The organism is Paraburkholderia phenoliruptrix, assembly GCF_019511605.1.
GTDB classification, from domain to species: domain Bacteria; phylum Pseudomonadota; class Gammaproteobacteria; order Burkholderiales; family Burkholderiaceae; genus Paraburkholderia; species Paraburkholderia phenoliruptrix_A.
Map to the genome: position 1 here is coordinate 148,656 of NZ_JAEUAV010000007.1, position 18,528 is coordinate 167,183.

Below are 18,528 nucleotides of genomic sequence, written 5' to 3' on the forward strand. Positions count from 1 at the left end.
TCGGGCCGGCCACATAACTCAACGACGTCCGTCGACAACGAGACAAGGATTGGAGGTAATCAATGGATGGGAATCCGTTTCTGAAAATACAGCGGCTAGGACGCGCGCTGATGCTGCCTATCGCGGTGCTGCCGGTTGCCGGTCTGCTGCTGCGGCTCGGGCAACCCGATGTGTTCAACATCAAGATGATCGCCGATGCTGGCGGCGCGATCTTCGACAACCTGCCGCTGCTGTTTGCGATTGGCGTGGCGGTCGGCTTTGCGAAGGACAACAACGGCGTCGCGGGTCTTGCCGGTGCGATCGGCTATCTGATCGAAGTCGCGGTGATGAAGGACATCAACGACAAGCTCAACATGGGTGTGCTGTCCGGCATCGTGGCGGGCATTGTCGCGGGCTTGCTGTACAACCGCTACAAGGACATCAAGCTGCCGGATTACCTCGCGTTCTTCGGCGGCAAGCGTTTCGTGCCGATTGTCACGGGGGTGGTGTGTCTCGTGCTCGGCATTGTGTTTGGCTATGTGTGGCAGCCGGTGCAGGCCGTGATCGATACGGCCGGCCATTGGCTGACCACGGCGGGCGCATTCGGTGCGTTTGTGTTCGGCGTACTGAACCGGCTGCTGCTCGTGACCGGGCTGCATCACATTCTTAACTCGCTCACGTGGTTCGTGTTCGGCACCTTTACGCCGCCGGGCGGCGCACCGGTGACGGGCGACCTGCATCGCTTCTTTGCGGGCGATCCGACTGCCGGAACCTTCATGACCGGCTTCTTCCCGATCATGATGTTCGGCCTGCCCGCAGCATGTCTCGCGATGTTTCATGAAGCACCGAAGGAGCGCCGCGCAGTGGTGGGCGGCCTGCTGTTCTCGATGGCGCTCACGTCGTTCCTGACGGGCGTGACGGAGCCTATCGAGTTCAGCTTCATGTTTCTCGCGCCGGTGCTGTACGCAATTCACGCGCTGTTGACCGGGCTTTCACTCGCGATCTGCTCCGCGCTCGGCATTCACCTCGGCTTTACGTTCTCCGCAGGCGCAATCGACTACGTGCTGAACTACGGTCTGTCGACGAAGGGCTGGCTGGCGATTCCGCTCGGCCTCGCGTATTCGGTGGTGTACTACGGGCTGTTCCGCTTCTTCATCCGCAAGTTCAACATGGCGACGCCGGGCCGCGAACCGGCGGCTGCCGACGAGCAGGCCGAGTCGTTTAGCGCGGGCGGCTTCGTTTCGCCGACCGCCGGTGCCGCGGTGCCGCGTGCGCAGCGCTATATCGCGGCGCTGGGCGGTGCATCGAATCTCTCCGTGGTGGATGCGTGCACGACGCGTCTGCGTCTGTCGGTCGTCGATTCGAACAGGGTTTCGGAGAACGAGCTCAAGACGATTGGCGCGCGCGGCGTACTCAAGCGCGGGGCGACCAACGTGCAGGTGATCATTGGACCGGAGGCGGACATCATCGCCGACGAGATTCGCTCGGCGATTGGGCAGGGCGGCAGCGGCGCGGCTCTGGCTGGTACGGCAGCGGCTGCTTCGGTACCGGCGGCTTCAGCAGCGGCAGGCGCGGGCGCGCCGACGCTTGCAGCCAACGCGGCCAGCGTGGCCAGCGTGGCCAATGGCCCGCTCGACCCGGATCCGTTGCGCTGGCTCGCCGTGTTTGGCGGCGCGGGCAACGTGTTGTCGCTCGACGCCGTCGCGGCTACGCGCCTGCGTATTGTCGTGCGCGATCCGTCGGCGGTGGATCGGCAGCGACTCGCCGCGCTCGACACCGCATGGGTCTCGGCAGACACGTTCCATATCGTCGTCGGCGATGCCGCGCGGCGTTACGCCGAGACGCTGGCAACGCGCATGTCGCCTGGCGGCGGGGCGGCGCCCGTGCCGGCGTGAGCTTCTGACGGAGCGGCGGAGCGCCGGCTGATTTGCGCTCTGCGGCTGCGCTGCCGGGGGCTGAGGCTGCGGGTTTCAGCTCCGGCCCCCGCTAAGGCTAAGGCTAAGGCCCGGCCTCGGCCTCCGGCTCCGGCTGGGCCTCCAGCTCCGGCTGTGACTGCAGCGCAGGAAAGCCCGCCGCGCACAGCCGCGGCAAACAAAAAAGCCCTGCCGTCGCAAGACGGCAGGGCTTTGCTACTTCCGGCGCTCATTTCGGGCCAAGCCGCGGGAGCCTCCCTACGGCACAGCCGATAAAACCGCCGGCGAGCGTTACGCGTACTCGCTCAGCGCGCCGCGCATCTTCTTCATGGCGCTGGCTTCGATCTGGCGGATACGTTCGGCCGACACTCCGAACTCGTCGGCCAACTCGTGCAGCGTCGAGCCGCCCGAACCGTCGTCCTGCACCTTCAGCCAGCGAGCTTCGATGATGCGGCGGCTGCGGGCGTCCAACGCCTCCAGTGCCGTCGCGATACCGTCGCTCTGCAGTTTGTCGCGCTGGCGCGAAGCCAGCACGGCGGTCGGCTCACTATGCGAATCCGCAAGATACGCGATCGGCGCATACGACTCTTCACCGTCTTCGACCTGGCCTTCGAGCGCAACATCGCCGCCCGACAGGCGCGTTTCCATCTCCGCGACTTCTTCACGCTTGACGTTCAGTTCTTTGGCCAGACCGTCGATCTCGTCCGGCGTGAAGGCGCCCAAACCTTGCTTGTGGCTGCGCAGGTTGAAGAACAGCTTGCGCTGCGCCTTGGTCGTGGCGACCTTCACCATGCGCCAGTTGCGCAGAATGTATTCGTGAATCTCAGCCTTGATCCAGTGCATGGCGTACGAGACGAGGCGCACGTTCTGTTCGGGATCGAAACGCTTCACGGCCTTCATCAGGCCAATGTTGCCTTCCTGGATCAGGTCGGCGTGCGGCAGACCATAGCCCAGGTAGTTGCGTGCGATCGAAACGACCAGCCGCAGGTGCGACAGCACCAGGCGGCGCGCCGCCTCGAGGTTGTCGTGCTCGCGGAATTCGGTGGCGAACTGGCGTTCTTCCGCGGGCGTCAGCATCGGAATCCGGTTTACGGCCTGGATGTAGGCGTCGATATTGCCCAGTTGACCGGGCAGCAGGGAGGAATGCGAGAGCGCCAGCGCACCTGCCGGAGCGGCCTTAGCCGACGACGGGCTCAGAGTACTCGGAAGGGTCAATGCATGGCTCACGTGGAAAACTCCTTTGGAATCAGGCAAAAGCTTGTTCAGGTAACGACTCCAGCGTTGGATGTTAGCACTCTCGTTTTCCGAGTGCTAATACTTAGAGGCCGTAGGGACATCAAAGTTCCATAAATTCCTATCAAACTGCGCATTTCAATAGTAATCATACGCCGCTCCGTTGTGCCTTGCAGACGCCGTACAAATTACCTGACAAAGCGCCTTCAATCTCACTTTCGACCGATTTTTTCAGTTTTTGGCGTGAGTAATTGCAAAAATTTAAGTTTCTTAAGATGATCCACCGAGTTCAGATTGTCTTTAGAATAAGCAAGAGTGTTACAGAATGTTCAACCTTTGCTGAGCTCGGGTGTCAGATGAAGAACAAAAAGAAACGCTTGCGTGGTCTGGCTCTAAAAAGCGGCTGCGCGGCCTTGCTGCTTGGCCTGTCTGCCGCTGCCGCGGCTGACCAGTTCGGAATTCAGGTGGCCGGCGGCCTCGGCGATCACCATGTCAAGAAGCTGGATCTTGGCCTCGTGTGGGATCCGAATCTCACCTGGTGGCAGATCGGCGACTGGCACTTCGCGCTGATCGGCGAGGCCCACTTCGCCTGGTGGCATACGAACGAAGGCAATGTGCACGAGAACATCGGCGAGATCGGTGTGACGCCTATCATTCGTTTCATCAAAGGCTCGGGATCGATCAGGCCGTTCGTCGAGGCCGGCGCCGGCGTGCGCCTTCTGTCGAGCCCCAGAATTTCTTCGACCTTTACACTGTCCACGGCGTTCCAGTTTGCCGATATGGCGGGCGTCGGCTTGCAGTTCGGTGGCCATCAGCAGTATCAGGCGGGCTACCGCTTTCAGCATGTGTCGAATGCCGGTATCAAAGAGCCGAATCCTGGTATAAATTTCCACCAGCTATATCTGCAATATAACTTCTGACCGTGGCCGCCATCGGCTCACCGGTACAAGGGGCTGAGCAATGGCGGCAAAGACAATCGAGGCGATTCGCGGGCTGGAGAGGGAGCGCTTCCGCGCGATGGTCGACGGCGACGGGCAGTCGCTCGACGCGCTGCTCGCAGACAACGTGAGCTACGTGCATACGAACGGCAAGCGCGAAACGAAGCGGCAGTTCATCGACGGCATTACCGCGGGGCGCCGCCGCTACCGGCAGATCGAAGTGCAGTCGCAAGACGTGCTGCCGGTTGGGCGGGAAACCTGCGTGGTGACCGGCCGCGCGCTGATCGAGATGGAAGCGAACAACGGCGCGCTGCTTTTCCCCATTGCCTACACCGCGATCCACACGCAGGAAGACGGCCAGTGGCGCCTCATTGCGTGGCAGGCGACGCGTTGCGCCATCGAGTGAGCCTACGCCGACGCTCTGGCCACATCCACGATCACCTCGACCTGCCGCGCAATAGCGCCCGGCACGGGCGCCTCGCCGCGCAGCACTGCGCCTATCCAGGCCGCGGTGGTCGCGGCGTCGCGCGCTTCGGGCAACTCGACTTCGGGGGCGTCGCGTGAAGAACGCTCATGCGGCACGCGCGTCTCGCAAATGCCGTCGTGCAGCCAGTCAATCTGCACCTGGCGCCGCGTGTCCGCCACGGCTTCGCCTTCCGTGCCGCGTGCGAGCAGGGCGCCGCCCACCGCGGCATCCGGATGCGTGCTGAAGAGCTGCGTGAGGCTGTCCCGATACGGTGGGTGCGTGTAGTTGACAAGCCGCAGTCCAGCCGGCGCGAACGGCTGGAGAATCTTCACGAGCGTATGCGTCGAATTGCGCACGCCCATGCGCCGGCGCAGCGCGAGCAGGCGAGCGAGCTTGGGCGCAAGCACCTCGATAGACGCGAACGCCACGCGGCGCTCGGCAAGCCCGTCTTCGATATCGTCATGTGAGCCCGCGTGCGGAATGCGCAGATGCGTGAAAATTTCCGCGCTCGTCACGCGGCCGGGATCTTCCGTCACGCCATGCACGAGAACCGGCACGCCCTCGCGCGCGAGCAGCAGCGCGAGCAGCGGCACCAGGTTCGGCTGCTTGCGCGCGCCGTTATAGCTCGGAATCGACACGGGCCGGAACTCGCCCGGAGGCTGATGAACCGGTTCGAACGACGCGTGAGCGCCCGCCAGCATCGCGGCAAGCTCGTCGGCGGTTTCACCTTTAACGCGGTAGGCGAGCAGGATCGCCCCCAGTTCGAGGTCGCCGACGCGGCCGTCGAGCATGGCGGTGTAAAGCGCGCGCGTGTCTTCGGCGGTGAGCGCGCGTGCACCGTTGGGGCCACGGCCGATTTCCTTGATGAAGCGGGCGCACGGGAACGGGTTGGCGGTGTCGGCGGAGTCTGTCATGAGTGCAATTGACGTGCTGGCGTGCCGCTGTGGGGCCGGCCGCCACGGTATTCAAGGAACGTTCTCTGGTGGAAGTATCGCATCTATGGGCGTCGGGCGAGACGGCGGCGGCGCCGCGCCGCTGTCACGAAGCCCCGCTGGGCTGGCGCGCGCCGCCTTGCGCCGCGCGTTACACTCGCGATTTAGCGCCGCGCCGCGGCTCATTTCCAACTAAGAACGGAGAACCGGATGAGTTACGTATTTGCGCCCGCACCAGTCGTTGCGGTGCCGGTGGTGGGGTCGAGCGAACAATTTCCTGTACGCCGCATTTATTGCGTCGGCCGCAATTACGAGGCGCACGCCCGTGAGATGGGACACGATCCGGACCGCGAGCCGCCGTTTTTCTTCAGCAAGCCAGCCGATGCCGTTCTGTACGTGGCACCGGGCGAGACCGGCGAATTCCCGTATCCGTCACTGTCGAAAAACGTCCACTTCGAAATGGAGCTGGTCGCGGCGATCGGCAAGGGCGGCAAGGACATTGCGGCTGAGCGCGCGCTCGAGCACGTCTATGGCTACGCACTGGGCCTCGATATGACGCGCCGCGACCTGCAGGCGGAGGCGAAGAAACTCGGGCGTCCGTGGGATACCGCGAAGGGCTTCGATCACTCGGCGCCGCTCGGGCCGATTCATCCGGTTTCGACAGTCGGCCACGTGGGACAAGGCGCGATCTGGTTGTCCGTCAATGGTGAGGACAAGCAGCGCTCGGACGTGTCGCAGCTCATCTGGTCGGTGGCCGAGACCATCGCCTACCTGTCGACGCTCTTCGAGTTGCAACCCGGTGACCTGATTTTCACCGGCACGCCGGATGGCGTGGGCGCGGTAGTGCAGGGCGATCTGATGAAGGGCGGCGTGGACGGGCTCGGCGAGTTGAGCGTGCGCGTCGTGTGACGCGCCCTTGGGGAGGAGACAAACAAATGAAGCTCTACAGCTATTTCCGCAGCTCGGCGTCGTATCGGGTGCGCATCGCGCTGAATGTGAAGGGGCTGCCGTATGAGTACGTACCTGTGCACCTCGTGCGCGACGGCGGCGAGCAACTGAAGCCGGAATACCGGAAGATCAATCCGGACGGCGTGGTGCCGACTCTGGTTGACGGCCACGATCTGGTGCCGCAGTCGCTTGCCATCATCGAGTATCTGGAGGAAACGCACCCTGAGCCGCCGCTTTTGCCCAAGGCGCCGGCTGACCGCGCTTATGTGCGCTCGGTGGCCTTACAGGTGGCGTGCGAGATTCATCCGCTGAACAATCTGCGCGTGCTGAAGTATCTGAAACACACGCTGCGCGTGGACGACGATGCGAAAGACGCATGGTATCGGCATTGGGTGGAAGCCGGATTCGCGACGCTGGAGGCGCACCTCGCAGGCGAGCCGCGAACCGGCAAGCTGTGTTTCGGCGACACGCCCACGCTCGCCGACGCGTGCCTGATTCCGCAGGTGTTCAACGCGCAGCGCTTCAAGGTCGACACCGCGCGGTTTCCGACGATTCAGCGCATCTACGACCACGCCATGCAGATCGACGCGTTCGCGCGTGCGGCGCCGGGTGTGCAGCCGGACGCGGAATGAAGCCACTGCGGTGGTTGCGGTGAAGGAAAAAAGGGCACTCCGCAGGTGCCCTTTTGCTCGCCTGAATGCTCGCCGCGAGGGCGGCGCTGTCTTGCGTGTCCGTTGAACGAGCGCTCAGCCGCCGAGCAACGCGTCCGAAAACTCTTCGGCGCTGAAGGGCTGCAAATCTTCTACTTTTTCGCCGACGCCGATGAAGTACACCGGAATCGGCCGTTGTCGCGCGATAGCCGCGAGAATGCCGCCCTTCGCCGTGCCGTCGAGCTTGGTGACGATGAGGCCGGTGAGTCCCAGCGCGTCGTCGAACGCCTTGACCTGCGCGAGCGCGTTCTGCCCGGTATTGGCGTCGATCACGAGCAGCACTTCGTGCGGCGCGCCGTCCTGCGCTTTGCCGATCACACGCTTGACCTTGCGCAACTCTTCCATCAGATGCAACTGGGTGGGCAGACGGCCGGCAGTATCCGCCATCATTACGTCGATCTTGCGCGCGCGCGCGGCGCCGACCGCGTCGAAAATTACCGCGGCCGGGTCGCCGCTTTCCTGCGCCACCACGGTCACGTTGTTGCGCTGACCCCAGATAGCCAGTTGCTCGCGCGCGGCTGCGCGGAACGTGTCGCCGGCGGCCAGCAGCACGGACTGGTTGAAACTCTGCAAATGCTTGGCGAGCTTGCCGATGCTGGTGGTCTTGCCTGCGCCGTTGACGCCCGCGATCATCATGACGAGCGGCTTCGCGCGTCCGAGCATCAGCGATTTTTCCAGCGGTTTCAGCAGATCGACCAGCAGGGCCCGCAGCGCGGCCTTGACCTGTTGCGGCTCGGTGAGACGCTCGGTGCGCACTTTCTCGCGCAGTGCCTCGAGCAGGAACTCGGTGGCGTCCACGCCCGCGTCCGACATGAGCAGCGCGGTTTCGAGCTCTTCATACAGATCTTCGTCGATCTTGGTGCCGACGAAAATGCCGGTGAGGCTTGAACTGGTCTTCGACAAGCCGGTTTTCAGGCGAGTCAGCCACGAGCGCTTAGCGCTTGCGTCCTGAACCGGCGGCGGCACGATTTCTACAGTCTCGAGCGACGAATCGTCGAAAACCGCTTCGGGCTGCGAAGCAGGCTGCGCTGGCGGTTCGGTTCGTGCGGGGCCCTGGGCCTGCGTTCCCAGCGGGCTGTCGGGCTGCGTTTCTGGCGCAAACGGGGTTGTAAACGGCGGTGCAGCGTCAGCCGGGGGCGCGGCCAAGGCTTGCCGCGTGAGGTCGTCTACTAGCGCGTCGGGAGCGTCGGGCGCGTCTTGCGATTCGTCTGGCGCGTTTTCGGCCTCTTTCGAACCCTTGAATCGTTTGAAAAAGCTGAACATGATCTGGCGTGGTGAGAGTGCGCGCGAATGCGCGCAGCCGGCACGGTGCCGGCGGGAGCGGCAGGCAGCGTTGCAATGGGGAATGCGGGACGCTGGAAGCCGCACATTTTATCAGGCGCGCCGTCGCGCGTCGTATCGGCCAAACGGCCAGGCTGGACGCACGGCGCCCCTGTGGTAACGTTGGCGCTCCAGTGTGCCCGCTTTGCCTTTGTTTGAATGCGGGCCGGCACCTCCACCAACGTAATCGATTCTGCATGCCCCGTTCCGCACCTTCACGCGCCCACGGCGCTTCGCCCAAAGGCGGCAAACCGCACGCCATCCGCATTATCGGCGGCGACTGGAAACGCACGCCCTTGCCCGTGCTCGACCTGGAGGGGCTGCGTCCCACGCCGGACAGGGTCCGCGAAACGCTGTTCAACTGGCTCGGGCAGCGTCTGGACGGCGAGCGTTGCCTCGATCTGTTTGCCGGCAGCGGCGCGCTGGGTTTCGAGGCGGCCTCGCGTGGCGCCGCGCGCGTGCTGATGGTCGAGCGCAACGCGCGCGCGGCCGCCCAATTGCGGGCGAACCAGCAACGGCTCTCCGCGCGCGTGATTGAAATTGCCGAGGCCGACGCTCTGCGGCTCGCGGCGAGCCTGCCCCCCGCTTCATTCGACGTGGTGTTCCTCGATCCGCCTTTCGGCGACGACCTGCTCGACAAGGCGCTTGCGCTCGCCGCGCCGCTCGTCAGTGAAGACGGCTTTCTTTACGTGGAGGCCGGCGCGGCCCTGGAACTCGACGGCAACGAAGCGCTCGCCGGGTGGAAAATCGTGCAGGAAGGGAAAGCCGGCGCTGTCCACTTCCATTTGCTGCAACGCGAAAATGAGGAATAATGCGCCTTCCATAACAAGCGCCGGACGGTTTGACGTCACGCGCGCGGCCGGTGCCAAATGCGTCGCGTGGACGCTTTGACGTGCCCATCTGTCTGAAGAGAGGAGAAATCTCATGGTAGTCGCCGTGTACCCGGGCACGTTCGATCCGCTGACACGCGGTCACGAAGACCTCGTTCGGCGCGCGTCGAGCATCTTCGACACGCTGGTAGTCGGCGTTGCCGACAGCCGCAACAAGAAGCCGTTCTTCACGCTGAAAGAGCGTCTGGATATCGCCCATGAAGTGCTGGGCCATTACCCGAACGTGCAGGTCATGAGTTTCAAGGGGCTGCTGAAGGATTTCGTGCGCACCAATAACGCGCGCGTGATCGTGCGCGGCCTGCGCGCGGTGTCCGACTTCGAGTATGAGTTCCAGATGGCCGGGATGAACCGCTATTTGCTGCCGGACGTGGAAACCATGTTCATGACGCCGTCCGACCAGTACCAGTTCATCTCGGGCACGATTGTCCGCGAGATCGCGCAATTGGGCGGCGACGTGAGCAAGTTCGTGTTTCCGTCAGTCGAAAAATGGCTGAAGGAAAAGGTCGCCGCATTGGACCCGAATAACGGCGCTCCGGCGGGGCAGCCGTAACCGGCGTAAACTGTCGGTTTGACGGAACGAAGCCGGCTGCAGCCGGTGCGAAGTGAGAGAAGTATGGCTTTGATGATTACCGACGAGTGCATCAATTGCGACGTGTGCGAGCCTGAGTGCCCGAACGACGCCATTTCGATGGGCCCGGAAATTTATGTGATCGACCCGAAAAAGTGCACCGAGTGCGTCGGGCATTTCGACGAACCGCAGTGCATCCAGGTGTGCCCGGTCGAATGCATTCCGCGTGATCCCGAGCATCTGGAAACGCCGGAGGGCTTGATGGCGAAGTATCACGCACTGCAGGCGGCAAAGAGCGCGTGAGCTTGGGCTCGACGCCCAGTGGAAGACGGAAAAGGAAGACGGCGAGGCGCGGGCCTCGCCGTTTTTTTTGGCGGGTTAAGCAGGCGATCAACCGGCTAGGCGTTCAGAATGGCGCGCAACGCGTCGAGAAGAACATCGCACTCTGCGTCGGTTCCCACCGAGATGCGCAAGTGCTGGTCGATTCTCGGCGCGTTGAAGTGGCGCACAATAATCTCTCTTTCACGCAGTCGCGACAGCAGCGTCGCTGCGTCGTGCCCGTTGTGGCGTGCAAACAATAGATTCGCCGCCGACGGCACGACATCGAAGCCCAGTTCAGTCAGACCCGCAGCCAGCCGTTCGCGGCTCGCAATCACTTTCGCGCACGTGTCGCGAAACCACTCATCGTCTTCGTACGCTGCACACGCGGCAACTTGCGCGAGGCGGTCCAGCGGATACGAATTGAAGCTGTCTTTTACCCGATTGAGCGCGTCGATCAATTCCACATTGCCGAACGCGAAGCCGACGCGCATGCCCGCGAGCGAGCGTGACTTGGACACTGTCTGCACGACGAGCAGGTTCGGGTAGCGGTCAATCAGCGTGACGGCCGACTGCGCGCCGAAATCCACGTACGCCTCGTCGATCACAACGGCCGAATCGGGGTTTTTCTGCAGCAGGCGCTCGATATCCGCAAGCGGCAACGGGCGTCCGGTCGGAGCGTTCGGGTTTGGAAACAGGATGCCGCTGTTGGCCACGGCGTAGTCGTCGACATTGATCGCGAAGGCGTCGTCGAGCGGAATGGTCTGATACTCGACGTCGAAAAGTCGCGCGTAAGTAGGGTAGAAGCTGTACGTGATGTCGGGGAACAACAAGGGCTTGTCGTGCTTCAGCAAGGCCTGGAAGGTGAGCGCAAGGACCTCGTCAGAGCCGTTGCCGGCGAAAACCTGGTCGGCGCGGATGGCGTGGTACGCGGCCACGGTTTCGCGCAGTTTCTGTGCGGTCGGATCGGGGTAACGACGCAACGATTCGCCGGCCGGGCCCAGCTCTTCGCGAATCGCCGCCAGTACGCGCGGCGATGGGGGGTACGGATTCTCGTTGGTGTTCAGCTTCACCGGATGCGCGAGCGCGGGCTGCTCGCCCGGAACATACGGTGTCAGACGGTGAACGATGTCGCTCCAATATCGGCTCAAAGGCTTCTCCATGCGAGGCGGTTATCTTGACGCCTCGTCGCGAATCAATTTGCTTAGATGCTGCCGCGGCGCATTTGGGGGCGGCCGGCGCCGCCTTCACGCGATGCGGCCGGACTTCGCCCGCTAACGTCGCTAACGTTGCTAATGTCCGTTACGAATTGCGATGCAGTTGCATCATCGCGCGTTCCAGCTCGCCTTTGATGATCTGCGGCATGACGGCGAGCGCCCGCTCGATGGAGGCGTCGATGACGTCCTGCTCTTCGCGGCGGGGCGGCTTGAGCACGTAGTTGGCGACGTCGGGCTTCGCGCCCGCGCGTGCGCTCTCCGGGATCAGGTCGCGCGGATGCCCGATGCCGATGCGCACCCGCCAATACTGTTGCGACGACAGATGCGCGGTAATGTCCTTCAAGCCATTATGACCGCCGCTGCCGCCGCCGAGCTTGAGCTTCACACTGCCGGGCGGCATGTCGAGTTCGTCGTGCGCGACGAGAATTTCGTCGGGCAGAATCTTGAAGAACTGTGCAAGCGCGACAACCGACTGACCTGAGCGGTTCATATAAGTCTGCGGCTCGAGCAGATGCACTTCCTCTCCGTGCAGTCGTGCCTTCGCGTAAAAGCCGTGGAAGCGCCGCTCGTCGCGCAGCGTCGTGCCTGCTTCGCGCGCCAGTTGGTCGACCAGCCAGAAGCCGGCGTTGTGGCGCGTCGCGGTGTATTCGGCGCCCGGATTGCCGAGTCCGACGATCAGCTTGATCATGATTGCGTGGGTCCATCTGGCCCGGAAACCGGCGACGGCCGAGCCGAAAAAAACCGAAAAAAAACCCGCCGGGGCGAACCTCGGCGGGTCACGTCGACCGTCTCATACGAAACGGATCGAGAGAATTGCTTGCTCAGTGCGCGAAGGGCGCTCAAGCAGCCGGCGTTTCGCCTTCAGCGGCAGCAGCGTCGCTTTCCGACACGGCGCCAGCCGGGATCGTTGCCGAAGCGACGACCGGGTTTTCAGCTTCCACGTGAGCAACCAGCGACACGCCTGCGGGCAGCGGGATGTCCTTGGCGTGAACCGATTGACCGGCTTCGATCTTGGCCAGGTCGACTTCGATGAATTCCGGCAGTGCCGACGGCAGGCACTCGATTTCCAGTTCATTCACGACGTGCGAGATCACCGCGCTCGACAGCTTCACTGCCGGGTTGGTTTCCTGGTTCATGAAGTGCAGCGGCACCTTGGTGTGCAGCTTCTTCGTTGCGTCGACGCGCTGGAAGTCCACGTGCAGCACGAGCTGACGGAACGGATGGTATTGCACGTCGCGCAGCAGAACCTGTTGCGACTTGCCGCCGATTTCCAGATCGAGAATCGACGAATGGAAAACTTCTTTCTTCAGCGCGTGCCACAGCGCGTTGTGGTCCAGTTCGACCAATTGCGTTTCAGCACCAGCGCCATATACGATGCCCGGGGTCTTGCCCGAGTTACGCAGGCGGCGGCTCGCACCCGTACCTTGCAAAGAACGCTCGAAAGCGACAACTTTCATTTTGAATCTCCAATGCACTGCCCGCGACCAGGCAGTAAAAACGGGGCCCGCAAGCCGGTATGGCTGAGGCCCCAGAGCTGCGGCACGAACCTTCGTTCGTTCATGCCGATTGTGCAAAAGCGCACGATGCCGCACGAAGCGGCACCTGCGCTTTCACAAATACTTAACTTTCAGCGAACAGCGACATGACCGAGTCGCCCCGGCGAATGCGCGAGAACGTTTCGGCCAGCAGGCCGGCGCTGGTCAGCGAACGGATCTTTGCGCACGAGCGGGCTTCTTCGCCGAGCGGGATCGTGTCCGTGACGACCAGTTCGTCCAGAGCGGATGCAGCGATGCGCTCGCCGGCGCCGCCCGACAGAACCGGGTGAGTGGCGTAAGCGAAAACCTGTTTCGCGCCACGTTCCTTCAAAACCTGTGCTGCCTTGCAAAGCGTGCCGGCGGTGTCGACCATGTCGTCCATGATCACGCAGGTACGGCCTTCAACCTCGCCGATGATGTTCATCACTTCGGCAACGTTCGCCTTCGGGCGGCGTTTGTCGATGATCGCGAGGTCGCAGTTCAGCTGCTTTGCCAATGCACGGGCACGCACCACACCGCCGACGTCAGGCGACACGACCAGCAGATTCTCATAGTTCTGCTTGCGCAGATCGCCGAGCAGCACGGGCGTAGCGTAGATGTTGTCGACCGGGATGTCGAAGAAGCCTTGAATCTGGTCGGCGTGCAGATCCATCGTAATGATCCGCTCGACGCCCGCGATTTCCAGCATGTTCGCCACGATCTTTGCCGAGATGGCAACGCGCGCCGAACGGGGGCGGCGATCCTGGCGGGCATAACCGAAGTAGGGGATGGCTGCGGTGATCCGGCCGGCAGATGCGCGCTTGAGCGCGTCGACCATGATCATCAGTTCCATCAGGTTGTCGTTCGCCGGTGCGCACGTGGACTGCAGAACAAACACGTCTTTGCCGCGCACGTTTTCCTGAATCTCGACCTGGATTTCACCGTCCGAGAAACGGCTCACCATTGCTTTGCCGAGGGGAATACCGAGGATTTTGACGACTTCCTGTGCAAGCGCCGGATTTGCGTTGCCAGTAAAAACCATCAGGCCGTCATGGCTGCTCATCGTGCACCTGCTTCAGGCTGGGGGCGAGGGGAAATGCGAGAAATTTTGGCAGGGGAGAAAGGATTCGAACCTTTGCATGCCGGAATCAAAATCCGGTGCCTTAACCAGCTTGGCGACTCCCCTACACTAACTTTGAGCTTCGCCGAACGTGGAGTTTCGTTCGACGATGCAAAACCTATGACGCGAAAGCAAAGAGTGGATGTACTTCCAGACTGGCGGCCACTGCGCTGTTCCATTCGGCTGGCAGTTTGGCTTGCGCCGCTTCTGCTTCAGCTTTGCTACGGAACGCTGCAAAGACACTTGCACCAGATCCGGACATCCGCGCCGGCGCGATATTTTCAAACCATCGCAGCACTTGCGCTACTTCCGCGTACTTTCCTACGACAACCTGCTGCATGTCATTGCGGCCAAAACTTTCAGGCCATTCAGTGTTGCAGCTAAGTTCTGCAGGAAAGTCCGTAATTGTGAGGGCTTTTGAATCTCTTGTCAACGCTTTTTCAGAAAAAATCGCTGCAGTCGGAACATGAACCCTCGGCGTCACTACCAGGAAATGACGCGGCGGCAATTGTACAACGTCTAATGCTTCTCCGACACCCTGCGCGAACGCATTTTTTCCAAAAACGAAAAACGGCACGTCGGCGCCGAGCTTCAGTGCCAGCTCCTGCAATTCCAGGCGCGGCAAGTGAAGGTTCCAAAGCCGGTTCAACGCGAGCAGCGTGGTGGCCGCGTCGGAACTGCCGCCGCCGAGCCCCGCGCCCATCGGCAGGCGCTTCTCGATCTCTATATCGACGCCTTGCGGCGAGCCAGTATGTGCTTTGAGCAGATTGGCAGCGCGTACTGTGAGGTCGTGTTCGGGCGGCACGTCGGCGATCTCGGTGCTGCGCGTGATCAGCCCATCGTCGCGCCGCGTGAAGTGCAGCGTGTCGCCCCAGTCGAGTAGCTGGAAGACCGTTTGCAGCGTGTGATAGCCATCCGGCCGGCGCCCGGTGATGTGCAGGAAGAGGTTGAGTTTCGCTGGCGCGAGGCAATCGCGCAGCGAGTTGGTTGTTTCGATCATGAGTCGAGGCTACATGCGCCGACAAGGCGCCGAATAAGCGGCAAGAGCGCGCGAGAGCACGCGATTACTGGTCCAGCACGAGCTTGATGTCGAGCGGCGGCTCGTCACGCGTCAGGTTCACGCGCTTCACGCCGGTGGCGGGCGCCTCGGCGTAGGCGAGATAGTCGATCGTCCAGCCGTCCTGGCTGATCTCCTTCAGGCGCGACGGCTGCTCCGGGTCCTTTTCCGTTTTCGCGCGCGAAGTAGGCGCCGGCGAAGGCTGCAGCCAATAGCGCAAGCCTTCGACAGGCAGCGCGAAGCCCAGCGCGTTCTGCATCAGCGTGGACACGTTGTCCGCGGTGAGCGGCTGACGGTTGGGCAACTCGAGCGTGGCCGAAGCTGGCGACGAGGTCACGATGGCGAGCGTCTGCCCAAGCGGATTGCGCAACTGCAGCGTGACGGTGTCGCCGGTTTCCTGCCACGAGAAATTGCCGTATGCATTGCGCTGCTGGCCGTTCTGGTCGTTGTACTGAACGGCAAAACGGCCCTGGTAAGCGCGGCTTGTTTGCGCGGTTACCGCGGTGGCGGCATTCGACGTGGACGGCCCTTGCGGTTTTACCGACGCACAGCCGGACAGTGCGAGGACGGCGGCTGCGGCGAGACCGAGCGCCGCACGACGCGGCGCCCGCAAAGAAATATCAAGACTGGAAAGACGCATTAAAGATCGTTCACCTGAAGACGTTGCAGCGTTTTGACGAGCGTTTCGTTGTCCGGTTCGAGCTTGCGCGCCTCGCGAAAGGCGGCGCGAGCCTGGTCCTGATCGCCGGCTTTCCACAGTACTTCGCCGAGGTGCGCGCCGATTTCGGCGTTCGGCTGAATGGTGTAAGCCTTGCGCAGCAGCCGGATGGCGTCCGTCGTATCGCCCATGCGGTACTTGACCCAGCCGACGCTGTCCATGATGAATGCGTCGTTCGGCGCAAGCGACGAGGCCTTTTCGACCAGCTTGTCGGCTTCCGCAAGACGCTGATTGCGATCGGCAAGCGAATAGCCGAGCGCGTTGTACGCCTGTGGATTGTCCGGCTGCGTCTGGATCAGCTTGCGCAATTGCGCTTCCATGGTGTCGAAATGACCGTTCTTTTCGGCGGCCATTGCGTAGTCGTAGGTCAGGTCGGGGTCGTCCGGAAACGCGGCCGTGGCTTGTTGCAGGCGCGTTTCGGCTTCCGGGTAGCGCTTCGCGTCGAACAGGATCGCCGCGTCGGTGCGCGCGACGAGCGCCTGGTCGCGCGGATCGGCGGGGCGCAGGCTGGCGAGCTGGCGGCGCGCGTCGTCCGGCTTGCCCTGCTTGGCGAGCAGCTGTGCACGCGTGATCTGCGCCGAGAGATACTGCTGGCTCGACGGCGAGATCTTGCTGAGCCAGTCGGCGGCAGCCGCCTCGTTCTTCTGTTCCAGCGACACCTGCGCGAGATAGATATACGCCTGGCCGGGGTCGGCGCCGGGCGTCTTCTCGGCCTGCTGCGCGTACTGCGTCAGATAGCCCTGCGCGTCGGTGAAATTCTTCTGCTGGATCTTGATGAGCGCGAGCGCCATGAGCGGCGTGAGGTCGCTTGCGTTCGCCTTGTGCATTACCTCGAACTGCTTTTGCGCGTCGTCCAGACGGTCGCTCGCCAGATACATTTGCGCGAGAGCGAGTCGCGCATCATGCGATTTCGGATTCTGCTGCACATATTTTTCGAGCGACGCAATGCCTTCCTTGCGCTCCTCCGGGCCCATTTGCGACAGCATCAGCGCTGCCGGCAGATAGTCGGGCTTGAGCGCGAGTGCCTGCTGAAGCGACTTGTGCGCGCCCGGCGCGTCGTCAGCAACCAGTTGCTGACGCGCGATGGCCAGTTGCGCTTCGGGCCGGTTCATGTCGTTCTTCAGCATGTCCTGCAACACGTGCAGGCCGCCGACCCGGTTCGGCCCGCGCGACAGCAGCAGTTGCAGCGCGAGAATGGCGTTACCGCGATTGTCGGCCGGGACGCGGGCAAGCTCGCGCGCGAGCAGCGGCTCAGCGTCGTCAGGCTTGCCCGACAGCACCAGCAGCGACGCGTCCAGCTGGGCGGCGCGCTCGGAATTCGGCGCATACTGCTGCCACAGTTGCGCAGCGGCCAGTGCGTCCGACGGGCTTTGCGCGGCCAGCGCAATTTCGGTGGCGCGCTGCGCCATGCGCGGATCGTGCGTGTCGCGCGCGAGCGCAAGATACGTCTGGTAAGCGGGCGCAGGCTGGTTGCGTTGCAGCGCCACTTCGGCGGCGAGCACCTGGAATACGATCTGGCTCGTCAGCTGCACGTTGGGCAGCGCCTTTTGTTCGTCCGCCGACGGCGGGCCCAGCGGATCGCTCAGCGTGACCGAGGTGTCGTCCGCGTCCGGCGAGGGGTCCTGCGCGTGCGCGGGCACCGCGGCGAACGCCCACAGGGCGAGCGCGGCAGCACCGAGCGAGCGCCGCGCGGACACTGCGTGCGGTACGCGGAATGCGCTGGCCGGGCGCTTCAAAAACAGCTTCACGAAGGACAAGTTCATGGAAATCCGTTCAATGTTTCGGACGATTGTAACGCGCTCGCTACAATACGCGCACAACCACTCACGCAAGTTGCAGACCAGTTAGACATGCCAGAGTTGCCAGAAGTTGAGGTTACCCGACGGGGAATCGAACCGTATGTGGCCGGCCGCAAGGTCGAGCGCGTCGAGGTGCGCACGCCTGCGCTGCGCTGGCCGATTCCGGCGGACCTTGCGAAGACCTTGCGCGGCCACGTGGTACGCAACGTCGAGCGGCGCGGCAAGTATCTGCTGTTCGAAACCGACTCCGGTTGGTTCATCGTGCATCTTGGCATGACAGGGACGCTGCGCGTGTTGCGCCATGTGCCGCATGCGCCGGCCGCTGCCAAACACGACCACGTCGACTGGATTTTCGACGACTTCATTTTGCGCTTTCGCGACCCGCGGCGCTTTGGCGCCGTGCTCTGGCATCCGCGCGAGGCGGGCGACGTGCTCGGGCATCCGTTGCTTGCCAGTCTGGGCGTCGAGCCGTTTTCACCGGCGTTCTCCGGCGCGCTGATGCATCGGCTTACGCGCGGGCGCAAGGTGTCGGTGAAGCAGGCACTGCTCGCCGGAGAAATCGTAGTCGGGGTGGGAAATATCTATGCGTCAGAAAGCCTCTTTCGCGCGGGCATCCGGCCGACTACCGCGGCGGGCCGCGTCTCGCTCGTGCGCTATGGGCTGCTGGCCGACGCCGTGCGCGTGACGCTGGCCGCAGCAATCGAAAAGGGCGGCAGCACGCTGCGCGATTTCGTCGGCAGCAATGGCGAGAGCGGTTACTTCCAGTTGGATTATTTCGTCTATGATCGCGCGGGCCAGCCGTGCCGTGTGTGCGCCACACCGATCAGACAGATCGTGCAAGGTCAGCGCTCCACTTACTTTTGTCCCACCTGCCAGCGCTAATTCTCC

General features: G+C 62.9%; 19 protein-coding genes and 1 tRNA gene. 9 read left to right on the forward strand and 11 right to left on the reverse strand.

Features of this window, described 5'->3' with window-relative positions:
- Nucleotides 1-62 precede the first annotated feature (62 nt).
- Entirely contained in the window at nt 63-1,874 is a 1,812-nt protein-coding gene (gene nagE, locus JNB89_RS12390; RefSeq protein ID WP_220362366.1) for an N-acetylglucosamine-specific PTS transporter subunit IIBC, read from the forward strand.
- Nucleotides 1,875-2,183: 309 nt separating this feature from the next.
- Here the strand turns inward: nagE and rpoH are convergent, their stop codons facing one another.
- Nucleotides 2,184-3,119, reverse strand: coding sequence for an RNA polymerase sigma factor RpoH (gene rpoH / locus JNB89_RS12395; RefSeq protein WP_013337938.1), 936 nt, complete (start codon nt 3,117-3,119; stop codon nt 2,184-2,186).
- 362 nt (nt 3,120-3,481) lie between these two features.
- Between rpoH and JNB89_RS12400 the strand changes: the two genes are divergently transcribed.
- Both JNB89_RS12400 and JNB89_RS12405 read left to right on the forward strand, forming a co-directional pair.
- Complete coding sequence (locus tag JNB89_RS12400; RefSeq protein WP_135892685.1) at nt 3,482-4,045, forward strand: acyloxyacyl hydrolase; 564 nt, start codon at nt 3,482-3,484, stop codon at nt 4,043-4,045.
- A gap of 40 nt (nt 4,046-4,085) precedes the next feature.
- Entirely contained in the window at nt 4,086-4,469 is a 384-nt protein-coding gene (locus JNB89_RS12405) for a nuclear transport factor 2 family protein (RefSeq protein ID WP_013337940.1), read from the forward strand.
- Nucleotides 4,470-4,471: 2 nt separating this feature from the next.
- Here the strand turns inward: JNB89_RS12405 and ybiB are convergent, their stop codons facing one another.
- On the reverse strand, nt 4,472-5,443 hold the full coding sequence (gene ybiB, locus JNB89_RS12410; RefSeq protein ID WP_220362367.1) for a DNA-binding protein YbiB: 972 nt from the start codon (nt 5,441-5,443) through the stop codon (nt 4,472-4,474).
- A gap of 228 nt (nt 5,444-5,671) precedes the next feature.
- Between ybiB and JNB89_RS12415 the strand changes: the two genes are divergently transcribed.
- On the forward strand, nt 5,672-6,370 hold the full coding sequence (locus tag JNB89_RS12415; protein ID WP_013337942.1) for a fumarylacetoacetate hydrolase family protein: 699 nt from the start codon (nt 5,672-5,674) through the stop codon (nt 6,368-6,370).
- A gap of 26 nt (nt 6,371-6,396) precedes the next feature.
- On the forward strand, nt 6,397-7,041 hold the full coding sequence (maiA, locus tag JNB89_RS12420) for a maleylacetoacetate isomerase (protein WP_135892320.1): 645 nt from the start codon (nt 6,397-6,399) through the stop codon (nt 7,039-7,041).
- Nucleotides 7,042-7,155: 114 nt separating this feature from the next.
- Here the strand turns inward: maiA and ftsY are convergent, their stop codons facing one another.
- Nucleotides 7,156-8,382 (reverse strand): signal recognition particle-docking protein FtsY, encoded by a 1,227-nt coding sequence (gene ftsY / locus JNB89_RS12425; RefSeq protein WP_220362368.1) that lies wholly within the window; start codon nt 8,380-8,382, stop codon nt 7,156-7,158.
- Nucleotides 8,383-8,636: 254 nt separating this feature from the next.
- On the opposite strand from ftsY, the gene rsmD reads away from it, so the two are divergent.
- The 3 genes from rsmD (at nt 8,637) to JNB89_RS12440 (ending at nt 10,200) form a co-directional block, all read left to right on the forward strand.
- Nucleotides 8,637-9,251 (forward strand): 16S rRNA (guanine(966)-N(2))-methyltransferase RsmD, encoded by a 615-nt coding sequence (rsmD, locus tag JNB89_RS12430; RefSeq protein ID WP_220362369.1) that lies wholly within the window; start codon nt 8,637-8,639, stop codon nt 9,249-9,251.
- Nucleotides 9,252-9,363: 112 nt separating this feature from the next.
- Nucleotides 9,364-9,879, forward strand: a complete 516-nt coding sequence (coaD, locus tag JNB89_RS12435) for a pantetheine-phosphate adenylyltransferase (RefSeq protein WP_013337946.1) — start codon at nt 9,364-9,366, stop codon at nt 9,877-9,879.
- A 63-nt stretch (nt 9,880-9,942) separates the two neighbouring features.
- On the forward strand, nt 9,943-10,200 hold the full coding sequence (locus JNB89_RS12440) for a YfhL family 4Fe-4S dicluster ferredoxin (protein WP_013337947.1): 258 nt from the start codon (nt 9,943-9,945) through the stop codon (nt 10,198-10,200).
- A 95-nt stretch (nt 10,201-10,295) separates the two neighbouring features.
- On the opposite strand, the gene hisC is transcribed toward JNB89_RS12440, so the two are convergent.
- From hisC to JNB89_RS12480, 8 genes are all read right to left on the reverse strand, one after another.
- The gene (hisC, locus tag JNB89_RS12445; RefSeq protein WP_220362370.1) at nt 10,296-11,366 is read right to left on the reverse strand and encodes a histidinol-phosphate transaminase; all 1,071 of its coding nucleotides are present in this window, start codon (nt 11,364-11,366) and stop codon (nt 10,296-10,298) included.
- Between the two features lie 151 nt (nt 11,367-11,517).
- Nucleotides 11,518-12,120, reverse strand: a complete 603-nt coding sequence (gene pth / locus JNB89_RS12450) for an aminoacyl-tRNA hydrolase (protein ID WP_220362371.1) — start codon at nt 12,118-12,120, stop codon at nt 11,518-11,520.
- Nucleotides 12,121-12,271: 151 nt separating this feature from the next.
- The gene (locus JNB89_RS12455) at nt 12,272-12,889 is read right to left on the reverse strand and encodes a 50S ribosomal protein L25/general stress protein Ctc (RefSeq protein WP_013337950.1); all 618 of its coding nucleotides are present in this window, start codon (nt 12,887-12,889) and stop codon (nt 12,272-12,274) included.
- Nucleotides 12,890-13,052: 163 nt separating this feature from the next.
- Nucleotides 13,053-14,009 carry a ribose-phosphate pyrophosphokinase gene (locus JNB89_RS12460; RefSeq protein WP_006048037.1) on the reverse strand — a complete coding sequence of 319 codons (957 nt, stop codon included), beginning with the start codon at nt 14,007-14,009 and terminating at the stop codon, nt 13,053-13,055.
- Between the two features lie 46 nt (nt 14,010-14,055).
- Nucleotides 14,056-14,132, reverse strand: a tRNA-Gln gene (locus tag JNB89_RS12465).
- A gap of 52 nt (nt 14,133-14,184) precedes the next feature.
- Nucleotides 14,185-15,066, reverse strand: coding sequence for a 4-(cytidine 5'-diphospho)-2-C-methyl-D-erythritol kinase (ispE, locus tag JNB89_RS12470; protein ID WP_013337951.1), 882 nt, complete (start codon nt 15,064-15,066; stop codon nt 14,185-14,187).
- 64 nt (nt 15,067-15,130) lie between these two features.
- Nucleotides 15,131-15,763: a lipoprotein insertase outer membrane protein LolB gene (lolB, locus tag JNB89_RS12475; protein WP_220362372.1), complete on the reverse strand. Its 633-nt coding sequence runs from the start codon at nt 15,761-15,763 to the stop codon at nt 15,131-15,133.
- Nucleotides 15,763-17,604: a tetratricopeptide repeat protein gene (locus JNB89_RS12480; protein WP_013337953.1), complete on the reverse strand. Its 1,842-nt coding sequence runs from the start codon at nt 17,602-17,604 to the stop codon at nt 15,763-15,765. Before JNB89_RS12480 ends, lolB begins: the two co-directional genes overlap by 1 nt.
- A gap of 87 nt (nt 17,605-17,691) precedes the next feature.
- On the opposite strand from JNB89_RS12480, the gene mutM reads away from it, so the two are divergent.
- Complete coding sequence (gene mutM, locus JNB89_RS12485; RefSeq protein ID WP_027211503.1) at nt 17,692-18,522, forward strand: bifunctional DNA-formamidopyrimidine glycosylase/DNA-(apurinic or apyrimidinic site) lyase; 831 nt, start codon at nt 17,692-17,694, stop codon at nt 18,520-18,522.
- Nucleotides 18,523-18,528: the final 6 nt, after the last annotated feature.

Coding starts and splice junctions, on each gene's coding strand:
- JNB89_RS12440 (WP_013337947.1), top strand. CDS start 9,943: ATGGCTTTGATGATTACCGACGAGTGCATCAATTGCGACGTGTGCGAG.
- nagE (WP_220362366.1), top strand. CDS start 63: ATGGATGGGAATCCGTTTCTGAAAATACAGCGGCTAGGACGCGCGCTG.
- JNB89_RS12400 (WP_135892685.1), top strand. CDS start 3,482: ATGAAGAACAAAAAGAAACGCTTGCGTGGTCTGGCTCTAAAAAGCGGC.
- lolB (WP_220362372.1), bottom strand. CDS start 15,763: ATGCGTCTTTCCAGTCTTGATATTTCTTTGCGGGCGCCGCGTCGTGCG.
- JNB89_RS12480 (WP_013337953.1), bottom strand. CDS start 17,604: ATGAACTTGTCCTTCGTGAAGCTGTTTTTGAAGCGCCCGGCCAGCGCA.
- JNB89_RS12415 (WP_013337942.1), top strand. CDS start 5,672: ATGAGTTACGTATTTGCGCCCGCACCAGTCGTTGCGGTGCCGGTGGTG.
- ybiB (WP_220362367.1), bottom strand. CDS start 5,443: ATGACAGACTCCGCCGACACCGCCAACCCGTTCCCGTGCGCCCGCTTC.
- ftsY (WP_220362368.1), bottom strand. CDS start 8,382: ATGTTCAGCTTTTTCAAACGATTCAAGGGTTCGAAAGAGGCCGAAAAC.
- ispE (WP_013337951.1), bottom strand. CDS start 15,066: ATGATCGAAACAACCAACTCGCTGCGCGATTGCCTCGCGCCAGCGAAA.
- maiA (WP_135892320.1), top strand. CDS start 6,397: ATGAAGCTCTACAGCTATTTCCGCAGCTCGGCGTCGTATCGGGTGCGC.
- JNB89_RS12405 (WP_013337940.1), top strand. CDS start 4,086: ATGGCGGCAAAGACAATCGAGGCGATTCGCGGGCTGGAGAGGGAGCGC.
- coaD (WP_013337946.1), top strand. CDS start 9,364: ATGGTAGTCGCCGTGTACCCGGGCACGTTCGATCCGCTGACACGCGGT.
- JNB89_RS12455 (WP_013337950.1), bottom strand. CDS start 12,889: ATGAAAGTTGTCGCTTTCGAGCGTTCTTTGCAAGGTACGGGTGCGAGC.
- pth (WP_220362371.1), bottom strand. CDS start 12,120: ATGATCAAGCTGATCGTCGGACTCGGCAATCCGGGCGCCGAATACACC.
- rsmD (WP_220362369.1), top strand. CDS start 8,637: ATGCCCCGTTCCGCACCTTCACGCGCCCACGGCGCTTCGCCCAAAGGC.
- JNB89_RS12460 (WP_006048037.1), bottom strand. CDS start 14,009: ATGAGCAGCCATGACGGCCTGATGGTTTTTACTGGCAACGCAAATCCG.
- mutM (WP_027211503.1), top strand. CDS start 17,692: ATGCCAGAGTTGCCAGAAGTTGAGGTTACCCGACGGGGAATCGAACCG.